This window comes from Sneathiella sp. (assembly GCF_036960985.1).
Classification (GTDB): domain Bacteria; phylum Pseudomonadota; class Alphaproteobacteria; order Sneathiellales; family Sneathiellaceae; genus Sneathiella.
In genome coordinates this window covers 1-11,254 of record NZ_JBALWD010000058.1, presented here as the reverse complement: position 1 = coordinate 11,254, position 11,254 = coordinate 1, and the positions used below count along the sequence as shown (strand labels likewise).

General features: G+C 48.2%; 11 protein-coding genes. 6 read left to right on the top strand and 5 right to left on the bottom strand.

The window, feature by feature from the left end; translation table 11 throughout:
• Window positions 1-17: 17 nt before the first annotated feature.
• Window positions 18-422 (bottom strand): GFA family protein, encoded by a 405-nt coding sequence (locus V7723_RS19425; protein ID WP_335686157.1) that lies wholly within the window; start codon window positions 420-422, stop codon window positions 18-20.
• Window positions 423-608: 186 nt separating this feature from the next.
• Here V7723_RS19425 and V7723_RS19865 point away from each other — a divergent pair, with 186 nt between their 5' ends.
• A complete protein-coding gene (locus V7723_RS19865; RefSeq protein WP_443024267.1) occupies window positions 609-719 on the top strand; it encodes a helix-turn-helix domain-containing protein in 111 nt (36 codons plus the stop codon).
• Between the two features lie 196 nt (window positions 720-915).
• On the opposite strand, the gene V7723_RS19420 is transcribed toward V7723_RS19865, so the two are convergent.
• Both V7723_RS19420 and V7723_RS19415 read right to left on the bottom strand, forming a co-directional pair.
• Window positions 916-1,590 carry a PEP-CTERM sorting domain-containing protein gene (locus V7723_RS19420; protein WP_335686156.1) on the bottom strand — a complete coding sequence of 225 codons (675 nt, stop codon included), beginning with the start codon at window positions 1,588-1,590 and terminating at the stop codon, window positions 916-918.
• Window positions 1,591-2,329: 739 nt separating this feature from the next.
• Window positions 2,330-3,538, bottom strand: coding sequence for an NADH:flavin oxidoreductase/NADH oxidase family protein (locus V7723_RS19415; RefSeq protein ID WP_335686155.1), 1,209 nt, complete (start codon window positions 3,536-3,538; stop codon window positions 2,330-2,332).
• Between the two features lie 343 nt (window positions 3,539-3,881).
• Here V7723_RS19415 and V7723_RS19410 point away from each other — a divergent pair, with 343 nt between their 5' ends.
• Window positions 3,882-5,135 (top strand): MFS transporter, encoded by a 1,254-nt coding sequence (locus V7723_RS19410; protein ID WP_335686154.1) that lies wholly within the window; start codon window positions 3,882-3,884, stop codon window positions 5,133-5,135.
• Between the two features lie 345 nt (window positions 5,136-5,480).
• Here the strand turns inward: V7723_RS19410 and V7723_RS19405 are convergent, their stop codons facing one another.
• Both V7723_RS19405 and V7723_RS19400 read right to left on the bottom strand, forming a co-directional pair.
• Window positions 5,481-5,654, bottom strand: a complete 174-nt coding sequence (locus V7723_RS19405) for a hypothetical protein (protein ID WP_335686153.1) — start codon at window positions 5,652-5,654, stop codon at window positions 5,481-5,483.
• A 421-nt stretch (window positions 5,655-6,075) separates the two neighbouring features.
• On the bottom strand, window positions 6,076-6,984 hold the full coding sequence (locus tag V7723_RS19400) for a LysR family transcriptional regulator (RefSeq protein ID WP_335686152.1): 909 nt from the start codon (window positions 6,982-6,984) through the stop codon (window positions 6,076-6,078).
• Window positions 6,985-7,141: 157 nt separating this feature from the next.
• On the opposite strand from V7723_RS19400, the gene V7723_RS19395 reads away from it, so the two are divergent.
• From V7723_RS19395 to V7723_RS19380, 4 genes are all read left to right on the top strand, one after another.
• A complete protein-coding gene (locus tag V7723_RS19395; RefSeq protein ID WP_335686151.1) occupies window positions 7,142-7,609 on the top strand; it encodes a nuclear transport factor 2 family protein in 468 nt (155 codons plus the stop codon).
• A gap of 427 nt (window positions 7,610-8,036) precedes the next feature.
• Window positions 8,037-8,648, top strand: a complete 612-nt coding sequence (locus V7723_RS19390) for a TetR/AcrR family transcriptional regulator (RefSeq protein WP_335686150.1) — start codon at window positions 8,037-8,039, stop codon at window positions 8,646-8,648.
• A 15-nt stretch (window positions 8,649-8,663) separates the two neighbouring features.
• Window positions 8,664-10,763 (top strand): alpha/beta hydrolase, encoded by a 2,100-nt coding sequence (locus V7723_RS19385; RefSeq protein ID WP_335686149.1) that lies wholly within the window; start codon window positions 8,664-8,666, stop codon window positions 10,761-10,763.
• Between the two features lie 203 nt (window positions 10,764-10,966).
• The coding region (locus V7723_RS19380) for a DUF2867 domain-containing protein (protein ID WP_335686158.1) at window positions 10,967-11,254 on the top strand (288 nt) is incomplete at its 3' end.

The following is an 11,254-nucleotide window of genomic DNA, read 5'->3' as shown; positions in this document are numbered from 1 at the left end:
GGGGTGCCAGAAACTATTTAATCTGTAGCGGGTAGCCCTTCATCATACATAGTCAAGCCTTCTGGGAGAACTTCCCAAGCGGCTTTTGAACCAACGAAGATATGATGACCGATCTCAATGTCTGGATCGCCATTGACACATCCCAAGGTGACGCCGTGTACGATCCCTTTATAGATACCGCAGAGCGTGGAGCCACATTTACCGCAAAATTGCAGTCCAAACCCATGCTCTCCAACGTAAGACACCAACAGGTCTTCTCCGGTTTTCCACTTGAATTTTTCAGGGTCGACCAAGGCATAAGCTGAAGCCTGCGAACTAAACGCTTTACGGCAACGAGAACAGTGACAGGACCTCGCATCGCGTAGATTATCGGATACTTCGTACGTTATATCTCCACAAAAGCATTCGCCAGATATTGTCATCTATTTATAATCCCCATGTCGACGTCATTGTAATCAAAATCGTTTAGGTCAGCAGCGGTCTTTCTAGCACAATAATTGAACTACTTGAATGGCTGTTCTGAATCAGGTGCAGACGTTCAGCAGGGTGTCGCTACAAGTCTGCTTAGTGCCATAAGCGACATTGAAGGAATAGCTAAAGTTGATGAAGTGAAGAAGCTTTTTGGTGATGGCGTAAAACCTACGGAGGTAGTTAGGCAGTTTGGTATAGGGAGAGCTTCCGTCTATCGGATTATTAATAGCTGGCAGAGTAATCCTTGAAATTGGGGTGCGTTATATTGTTTAACACACCAATTCGGATCGTAAACGTAAATCCCTCGATACCACATAATCTGCGATACGCTCACTAGTCCGGAGCACTGGCTTATGCGAGAGACACTAAAGCTTCGTCAACCAGACACAAAAAAACGGTGACCCGAAAGCCACCGCCTTGATGTTTGTTGTTGCTGTTGCGCTACTAGGCTTGCAAAGCAGCTTTTTGTTTTCTACGGCGAGCCAGGAAGCCCATTCCGAGAAGTGCTGCACCAAAGAGTGGTAGAGCTGCTGGAACTGGAACGGCTGAAACGCTCATAGTAGAGATATAAAATTCTTCTTTTACAAATCCAAAGCCAAACTTTTTACCCGTTATCCCGCTGGCAAAAAAGGCATCATCGAATAATGTGATACCTTGGGAGATACCATCAATATAGAAGTCAATGTCAAAATCACCGAGCAGGTTATGTTTTCCGTCCCTAAAGGACATATCCAGGAGATTTACCTCTTGATTGAAATCGATCACCAGAAGTTCCGTTGCTGTGACATTATCATCAGAACTCGGATTGCATTGCAGGCTTTTTGTTATAACCTTACAGACACCCATACCCGCACGGCCTTTATCTAAATAGGCAAATGCGGCTTCGTCCCCTGCAAAGCCAGTGGCTTCCATTGATATGCCGTCGATTGCACTGAGGGTTGTTATGGGCTGACCACCATATTCCCCGTTGCCTACGCTACCAAGATCCTGGTAATTCACATTTGATGAATTATCCGCCCAGGAAACAAAATCGAAAACACTGACTGCGGATGCTTGTCCTGTCATCAGGAACGTCGAGAGAGCGGCAATGGCCGTCGCATGAATACATTTTTTTAACATAAAAACTTCCCTTGTTAATATATGCGGCGGCCACAATATGCTTTTGGTCGTCGCTAAAATAAATCCCCTTATGGAGGGAGTTTGGACTGCTCTTATCTATCCACTATAATTAGCGTTTCGATAGAAAATGGAAAACAACCCATACAATAAAAATAAACTAACGAATCTACTTAGAAGCTTGTACCTAATAAATGGTGGGACGTATATAATTTGCGAAAAATTTTACGCATATTGATGAAATTCCATAGAAATGAGACCTTTTTTCGGTCAATTATGGTTAACAAAACCTTGTGTATGGTTAATTTTTACTGATGTTTCGAATCTGCTGTAACCGGGCAAAAGGCCACTAAAAATATCTGGTTACATCCCTGCAATCCAGGAATTAGAAACCCTTGAAACACAGTGGTGATGAGGTGAAAACTGCCAGCAAAAAATATTTTGGCAACTTCCGGCTTTTTATTGATGCTCTGTCGACACGTAAATACCGCTCCGAGCAAAAATCGGCGAACGAAGATAGCTAACTGTCGCAACCGAAATTTGATCTGGCGAGATTGGCGGCAAAAATATTGTCGCGGTGATCGTCGATACCGGTCTGCGCTATCTGAACGGCGATCTTTTCGGGTAGGGCCGGGACCTATTAAATCGCCATAGGACCTAATGTCTGAAATGTGCCACGAACGGATTTTGAGTTTAGGTGCACTTTTGTCCACAATGCAGACTAGGTGGGCACTGATAACATTTAGGGCTGTCCCACGGCATTATTGGTAAAATGACGTAACCAGATTTCCGTTCTGGTTTTATCGCGCGCTTCATAGTCTCGGATAGTCTGCCCGAGATCCGTGAACACCGGCATTTCGTCGTCCGCGCCGATCTCGGTCAATCGCATCGTATACCACGCTGTTATCCCACCCTCTGGCGCATCAGAGAATCTCGGAAATACCGGCTCGGGTTTCTGATCCGCCTGCCAAAGATTGGGAAGGGAAGGCTCAAGAACGAGTGCACGGGCAAGCCCGACTATATCGACCGCGCCGCTAGCCAAAGCGTTCTCGGCTTGCATGCGTGTCTTGAAACCTCCCGTCAGCATTAGTGGCTTGGTCGTCACCGCGCGGGCGCGTTTTGCGAAGTCGATAAAGTAAGGACCTTTTCCAGCACCGTCGGAGGCGGACTTTGCGCCCGGAAAATAGGTGCCACCACTGATGTCAATCAGGTCGACCGAGGACCGGTCCAACATGGCCACCACTTCGAGCGCATCTTCATTGGCAAACCCTTCCTCGAGTTGATCTGAGGAATTGAGTTTCACAGCGATTGGGAAATCAGGCCCAACAGCGGCACGGGTTGCCTCGATGACGTCCAACAGAAGGCGCACTCGATTGGTGATAGTCCCACCATATTGGTCGCTTCGCTTGTTGAACAGGGGTGAAAGGAATTGACTGAGCAGAAATCCATGTGCCGCGTGAACCTGCACGCCGCCGAAACCAGCCAGCTGCGCTAACCGGGCTGTCCTTGCAAACTCTGCGGGCAATTGATGAATCTCATCTAAAGTCAATTCTGCACAATGCAGCCCCGGCAAATCAAGTGCGCTCGGGCCTTTGGGGTTACTGGTTGGCGCGTAAGCAAGCGCCCCTGCATGACCGAGCTGCAACCAGAGACTGGTACTGTTTTCACCGCCCTGTTTGGCAATTTTCCGAAAATGGTCAAGATCGGATGCTTCATTAAGCACCAGATTTCCAGGTTTTTCTGCAAAACTTTCTGTGCCTTGTACCTCCCCAATTATGGAAGCGGCCACTCCGCCTGTGGCCCAACGCTGGTACAGTCTGATCTGTTCAGGTGTTGGATGGCCGGTTCCATCGCCTAAGGAATCCGACATCGCGGATTTCACAATCCGATTTTTCAGGGTTATACCACAAGGAAGTGTTAGCGGCTCAAACAGGTTTCCACTTTGTTGCATTTGAACTTCTAATTCCAATTCATCCGGGTTTCATTCAGATCCACTGAGAATACCAGAACTGCATTACAGCGCCAAACTTAAATTCTAGGCTTTCGCATGTGGAGTACAATAATCCGCTTTGGGTCAGGTGCAGATGTTCAGCAGGGTGTCGCTACAAATTTGCCTAGGGCCAGAAACGGCTGTCTCAAAACGTGGCTTTCCTCTATAAAAAATTGTTTGAACATAAAGGCCGTCATTCCTTCTACTTATTTTTACATCAAATATACTGGCGGATTTATGAACTATTACCGCAGCCTAGATTCCACTAATATTGTATCTAATCTGCCTTACACGGAGCAAATACATGTGGGCCGCAATTCGATCGTCTTGGCCACTTTTTTTGGGCATGATTTTTCTCATGGTCAGCAATGGGCTTTTAGCAACTTTGCTGACGTTGCGGGCCGGGGGACTTGGTTTCAGCGAGTCCGCGATTGGGCTGATGCAATCTGCCTATCCTATCGGATCTCTGCTCGGTTGTTTGATTGCACCCAAATTGATAATGCAAGTTGGCCATATTCGGATTTTTGCTGCCTTTGCATCAATTGCCAGCGCAGCGGCACTTATCCATCTTGTTACCTATGACCCCTGGAGTTGGGGGGCTATGCGCCTACTCGTGGGCTTCTGCTTTTCAGGTCTCTATATCGTTGCCGAGAGTTGGCTAAATGGCAGCGCAAACAACAAAACGCGTGCCAGTTTATTGTCAGTTTACTTCATTATTCAAACCGGCGGCGTAATGATTGGGCAATTTCTGCTTAACCTTTCCAGCCCGGACGGAATTTTACTTTTCATCGTAGTTTCAGTTTTGATCTCCTTTTCGCTTGTTCCCATGTTGATTTCAACCAGTGCAACTCCCCCTTATGAGCCGCCGGAAAGAATCTCTTTGATTGCATTGTTCCGGCTCTCCCCCATGGGATTAACTGGAAGTTTTCTCAATGGAATTGCCCAGACAACACTCTATGTTGTCCTCGCTCTTTACGCTCGTGCCATTGGGCTTTCCAATGGCGAGATTGGCGGGCTTATAGGAACAATGACTTTTGGCGCCATGTTGTTTCAGTTTCCACTTGCAAAAATCTCTGACCGGTTAGATCGGCGCCTGATTATCGTTGGCGCTCCTTGTTTCGCGATCCCGATCTGTTTATTTCTCGGAACGTTGGAAAATCCCGCAGAAAACACCATTCTTCTCTACACGATGGTTGCGTTAATAGGGGGGCTGACCCTCCCGTTATACTCGATCTGCATGGCCCATATGAACGACCATTTAAAACCCGGGCAAGTAGTTGCTGCAAGCGGCACTCTAGTTTTGATTTTAGCTGCAGGTATGATTTTAGGCCCGACATTAGGAGGTTTTGCCATTACTTATTATGGTCCGGAGGGGTTCTTCTATTTACTCACCGCGACATCAACGCTGACCGCTATGACAGCCCTGTTCCGCCTTTGGGGTGGTCAATCCCGTGCGCAAAATCAGATTAGGGCTGTCGCTCTGACTGCTAACCTGTCACCGGAAGCAACAAACCTCTATCGAGAAGCATCGACCCCAAAAAGCGACAGTGATCTTTGATGCGCAATGTTTCTGCTTTCGGATACACCATGTATGCTTAGTGCCATTAACAACCATTCACCGTGTTTAACGCCGGCTTCCACAGAGCAGGCAAAGCGATCTTTCATTGCGCTCTCGCTCACTCACATTGCCAGCCGGATCGGGTCCCTTTCAATTGATAGGGATGTCTTTTCGGATGGCAATCCTAATTAAATGCTCTCGACCCAGTATTTTGTTGCTCATATTCAGACGAGTAAGTAATTAAGCTGCTGCTTATTCAAGAGGCTGTCACATCGATAATATATTGCGTGGAGTACCTCTTGAATAAGATTGATTACACTCGAACGGATGCTCTCGTATTTATTATTATTTTAGGAACTTGTTGCATTCCGCCTTATCTGTTTTAGTCTTGTTCGCAAGCGCTACGCATTCATCATATTCTGGCGTTGTCACACTTTTGGATTCCGCCTTTTCCATACTTTCGCAGCCCGCAAGAAGGCCAACCGCAAGGATGGCGGAAATCAAAGTAAATGTTTTCATTGTAATTGTCCTACTGTTGTGTCGCGTTGGATTGTTCCGTCGCTAGATTACAGACGCTTAGTGTCTAAAACGATTATACTTATGGCCGATCAGTGAAATCAATGGGTTTTCCTCAGGGTTGCGGGAAATAGACATCAACAAACATCAAGATTCTATGTATAATAACTTTAATGTGACACCATCTCTGAACTCCTCCTTCGGGTCATGAGCCGCCCTTTTCGGGCGCTGAAAATGGAGTCTGCTATACGCATCAATACCGGACATTAATTTTGAGTTTTCAGATTTTTCTGAAATAACTTCCGCTTTGGGTCAGGTGCAGACGTTCATTAGGTTGTCGCTACAAGTTCGGGTGTTAATCGATAAGATCTTCGGCGAGGGCCGGCAAAAACATCGTCACCGCGATCGTCGATACGGGCTTGCGCTAGCTGAACGGCGATCCCTTCAATCCTGCCTTTACGGCGTCAATAATTTCACGTACCGACCTCGGTGGCAGTGTATCGTAGGCATGTACCGCGTAAATCGGCTCTTTGTCGACAGCGTAATCTGGAAATACTTTGACCAATGTGCCTTTTTCAAGTTCATCAATCACCGCCAAATCTGGAAGCAACGCGACCCCCAATCCTTCTCGGGCAAAGGAAACCATGGCGTCAATCGCGTTGCTGAAAAATGTCGGCCGAAACCGGACCCGCAGCGTCTTTTCTGTATGTTCTTGAAGGAGCGTATGTTCAACGACATGGTCTTCGCGTGCATGCGCAATATAGGGCAGCGACTGAATAGCTTCCAAAATGTGGGTATCGGCGGCGCCTTGCAAGGAGTTAAGCAGTTTTGGACAGACGCACAGGACATCGCGAAGTGTCCCCACCTTTTGGGCTTTCAAGCTGCTGTCAGGTAAGGGGCCAACAGTGATCGACAAATCAATTCCGCCCGCCACGAGATCGAGACGTTTGTCGTCTGCAATAACCGTTGGGCGTAACAGTGAAAATTTACTCATCACCTTTTTCATTGCCGGTGCGATTACGGGCGCGATCATGGCATGTGGCGCCGTTATGATTATTGGCCCAGAAGGTGTGGCGCCGAAATCCTCCATTTCCGTTGACGCCATCTGGGACAGGATGAGAATTTCCTTGCAACGTGCGTAATACCGTTCTCCCGCTGGCGTAAGGTTGAATTTCCGTGTCGTCCTGGTCGCCAATTTGACACCAAGTTGTGCTTCAAGCCGTTTGAGATTTTGGCTCACGGCTGATTTTGCAAGATTCAGATTAGTGGCTGCCTGTGTGATGGAACCCCGTTCAACAATGGCAACAAAAGTAAGAGGCAAGGCAGAAAGCATTTAATTGTTCTCGTAAAACGAATAGTTATTTCATTTATATTATGTTTTTTGAACAATAGAATCTAGCTATATTTTCCTCATCGACGATGTACACCCCGGCAATAGTGTCGGAATTCAAAGGTCATTGTCTCAAATGGAAACCTAAAAGGATCCCCCGATGTTAAAGATCAAAGCCCTTGCACTTGCTGTCGCAATTATGTCCGGAACAGCAAGCAACAGCCTCCAGGCCCATGCGCAGGAAGCCGCCGCCCAGGCCGCCACAGATATGAAAATCCAAGTCGCTGTCGCAACAGCGAGCAAAGCATGGAAAGACGCCTTCAACGCAGGCGATGCAGCCGGAGCGGCGGCCCTGTACGAAGATGATGCTGTGATGGTTGTCAAACCGTTCGGCACCTTTAAAGGCAAGGAACAAATCCATGCATTCTGGACAGATCTCGTAAGCAAAGGCTTTGATGATGTGGTTTATAGCAAAACGGTCACCACTGTTCTTGATGGAAAATCTGCCCGTGTTGCGGCTGATTGGAAAATGAACAAAGCCAGCGGCGTTATCACCAATGAGCTTTGGGTAGTCCAATCTGATGGACGGGCTCTGCTGCGCGAAGACTATTTTGAAGTCGCTCAATAAACGACGGTCCACACTGCCAGACCCAAAATTGGAACACGCGTTTGTTGAGTTAGCAATCTATCCGCGCCAACGCGCTAGATAACTGGGGCGGGTAAAAAAGTTGACAGGGTAATTATCGATACCGGCCCGCACTATCTGAAGAGTGATCTCTTCGGGTCGGGTCGGCATCGATTAATCCGCCATAGGCCTTACGTCTGAATTGTGCCAAAAGTCGACAATCACGATCCATCCATCAAACTGCCATTCTAGCGCCTAAATACCCACTGGTGAGAACCGTTTGCGGCGTCATAAACGGGCACTCGGGCTCAATGTCAGAAGCGTAATTCACCATCATGAATTTAAACTTTGTCGGAGGTCAATTATGGTAACTTGATTAATTCGTTCGAATGAATTAATATATTGAAATACTTCAGGACTGGAAAACTGCATGGCACGGGTAACAGCGGAAAAAGTTCAAGCGACCAGGGCGGGATTATTGAAGGCAGCAAACGATGTCTTGCAAGCGCAAGGCTATGCAGGTCTTTCGACGCGCGGTGTGGCTGCTGTGGCGGGGGTTCCCATGAGCCAGATTCAATATCATTTCGGCTCCAAGGGCGGCATGGTGCTGGCCTTGTTTGAGCATCTGAACACGCAACTCCTCGAACGGCAAAACAACTTATTCAATAATACCGACCTGGCGCTCTCTGAAAAATGGGATAAGGCCTGTGATTATCTTGAAGAAGATATGGCCTCCGGATATGTGCGGGTATTGCATGAGTTAATGGTAGCCGGGCTGTCAAATTCCGACTTTGGGACGGTCGCCCTTGAGGGATTAATGAGGTGGAACGCTTTGTTAAACCAACTCGCCCAAACCGCACACGACACCTATGGATCGTTTGGCCCCTTCACACCGGAGGATATAGCCTCGCTGGTTGCCAGCGCATTCATTGGAGCAGAAGCCCTGTTGCTTCTGGGTGTCGAGGATCACGGTGTGCCAATCCGGCGATCCTTACGGCGTTTCGGTGAAATGATCCGCCTGGGTGAATTGAAGAAGATTTAAGGGAGGGTAACAATCATGCGTGCCAAATTTCCTCATACGGAAGGAACTGTTGATAACAATGGTTTCGAAATTCATTATGAAATCTATGGTGAGGGCGATCATACCTTGATGTTTATTCCGACATGGTCGTTGGTGCATTCAAAGGCCTTCAAAGCCCAAATTCCTTACTTCAGTGAGCATTTCCGCTGTATCACCTACGATCCGCGTGGAAATGGAAAGTCAGAGAGATTGACAGACCCGCAAGGTTATCGTTTGAAGGATTATGTTGGTGATGCGTTAGCTGTCATGGACGCAACGGAAACAGATCGAGCGATCTTTGTTGGATGGTCCCTCAGTACGTTGGTTGCGACAGCGCTGGCCGCCTATTACCCGAACAAAACCGAAGCCGTAATCATGATTGGGGCAAATTCCCCACTGGCCGAATCCTTTGACTATAAGGGCTATGATAGTTTCGATCGTGACCTGGAAACCTATGAAGGTTGGCAAAAATACAACCGTGGTTACTGGCGTAAAGACTTTCCGGGTTTTGTTGATTTCTTTATGCGCCAGATTTGCAATGAACCCCATTCGACCAAGCAAATCCAAGATTCAATCGATTGGGGATTGGAGACCAATGCCGACGTCATGATCGCCACCATGGACGCGAGCAGTGAGGGCGATATTGTAATGGATGAGGCGGCGTACAAGCGCATTAAGTGCCCCATGCTCGCAATTCATGGAGACGAAGATACGATAGCACCTGTCGCAGTATCCGAGTTAATTGCAAATCTGACAGGGTGTGAATTGGCGATTATCCCCGGTGCTGGGCATGCTCCAAACGGCCGATATCCAGCTAAGGTCAACACCATGGTCCGCAATTTTCTGGCGAAGCATCTGGGAACTTGGCAACCGAAGAAGCCCCGACGAAACGGCGCTGCCAAGAAAGTGTTATATCTGTCATCCCCCATTGGATTGGGCCATGCCCGGCGTGATCTTGCGATTACCCAGGAGATGAGAAAACTTCATCCCGATATGCAGGTTGACTGGTTATCGCAAGATCCCGTCACGCGGTTTCTCGGCGCCAATAAAGAACGGGTTCATCCGGCAAGTCCAAAACTTGTGAGCGAGTCCACCCACATCGAAGATGAATCAGGTGAACACGATTTGAACGCCTTTCAGGCGATCCGCAATATGGATGAAATTCTGATCGCGAACTTCATGGTTTTTCAAGAGGTGCTTGAGGAAGATAACTATGATTTGGTGATTGCCGATGAAGCTTGGGACGTTGACCATTACTGGCACGAACACCCGGAATTGAAACAGGCACAAGTCGCGTGGCTGACTGACTTCGTGGGCTGGGTTCCCATTGCGGAAAATGGGGATCATGAGGCATTTTTGACAACTGATTATAACGCCGAAATGATCGGACATGTGGAGGGCAATCCGGGCGTACGAGATCGTTCGATCTTTGTCGGCAACCCCGAAGATATTGTCCCTATGGGCTTTGGTAAGGATTTACCGACTATGCGGGACTGGATCCCAAAGCATTTTGATTTTAGCGGGTATGTTCTTGGAGCGCATCCGGATGACTTCGGTTCTCGGCAGGAGCTTCGCGCCCGACTGGGCTACAGGGAAGATGAAAAGCTGTGTATTGTGACCGTTGGTGGTTCCGGTGTTGGACGCAGTTTGATCCGACGCATTCTCGCCTCCTACCCCATTGCCAAACGCCATATTCCCGAACTACGCATGATTGTTGTCATGGGGCCTCGCCTTGATCCCGCAGGTTTTGACCTACCGGAAGGTGTTGAAGCCGTTGGCTTTGTCCCCGACCTTGATCGGCATCTGGCCGTGTGTGATTTGGCGCTCGTCCAAGGAGGTCTTTCAACAACCATGGAACTTGCAGCCGCAGGTACACCTTTCTTGTACTTTCCTCTCAAAAATCATTTTGAACAAAATTTCCACGTAGCGCATCGGCTCAATCAATACAAAGCGGGCCGGAAAATGATCTTTGACGAAAGCGATCCAGATCGCATTGCTCAGGCAATGGTAGAAGAGATTGGTCGGCCAAATATATTCCGGCCTGTCGAGGCAGATGGTGCTTCTCGTGTAGCAAAAATGCTTTCGGAATTACTTTAAGGGTGTCACGACAAGTCTGCTTAGGGCTCAAGGTTGCCGTTCATCTGTAGCGGTTAAGGGGTCAGGGTCCAAGGATATAGCCAGCTAGTCTTTGCGCAATTCCGCGCTTTGGTAGACGGAAAACTTATCACCGGATATACTGCCAGAAATCCGCAGTTTGACTTTGATGGAGGAGGTCTCTTTTGTTGCCCAACAGACCCAAAGTGGTAGCCTCCGAACTACCCGCAAGTAGCTCTCTGCACGCCCGTGTTTCGACAACAGACTTCTTGGATTGTTTTTCGGTGTCCTCCAATATGGCGTCACGTCCCGCGGCTGAGATCATAACAAATTTTCCTGGATGGGCTCGATTCCTGTTGCATATACGCCGAGGGCTGACAGCCCCTTTCGGCCTTTCCACCGATGGCCCCGAAGCCTCTGACAAAGTCGGTCCTTTCCCCGTGGAAATCGAAACAGAATCCGAACTAATTGCCGGGTTCAACGATAAACATCTA

Bases quoted from the DNA above. Each gene is read 5' to 3' on its own strand.
- V7723_RS19425 (WP_335686157.1), bottom strand. From the start codon at position 422: ATGACAATATCTGGCGAATGCTTTTGTGGAGATATAACGTACGAAGTA.
- V7723_RS19420 (WP_335686156.1), bottom strand. From the start codon at position 1,590: ATGTTAAAAAAATGTATTCATGCGACGGCCATTGCCGCTCTCTCGACG.
- V7723_RS19415 (WP_335686155.1), bottom strand. From the start codon at position 3,538: ATGCAACAAAGTGGAAACCTGTTTGAGCCGCTAACACTTCCTTGTGGT.
- V7723_RS19410 (WP_335686154.1), top strand. From the start codon at position 3,882: ATGTGGGCCGCAATTCGATCGTCTTGGCCACTTTTTTTGGGCATGATT.
- V7723_RS19405 (WP_335686153.1), bottom strand. From the start codon at position 5,654: ATGAAAACATTTACTTTGATTTCCGCCATCCTTGCGGTTGGCCTTCTT.
- V7723_RS19400 (WP_335686152.1), bottom strand. From the start codon at position 6,984: ATGCTTTCTGCCTTGCCTCTTACTTTTGTTGCCATTGTTGAACGGGGT.
- V7723_RS19395 (WP_335686151.1), top strand. From the start codon at position 7,142: ATGTTAAAGATCAAAGCCCTTGCACTTGCTGTCGCAATTATGTCCGGA.
- V7723_RS19390 (WP_335686150.1), top strand. From the start codon at position 8,037: ATGGCACGGGTAACAGCGGAAAAAGTTCAAGCGACCAGGGCGGGATTA.
- V7723_RS19385 (WP_335686149.1), top strand. From the start codon at position 8,664: ATGCGTGCCAAATTTCCTCATACGGAAGGAACTGTTGATAACAATGGT.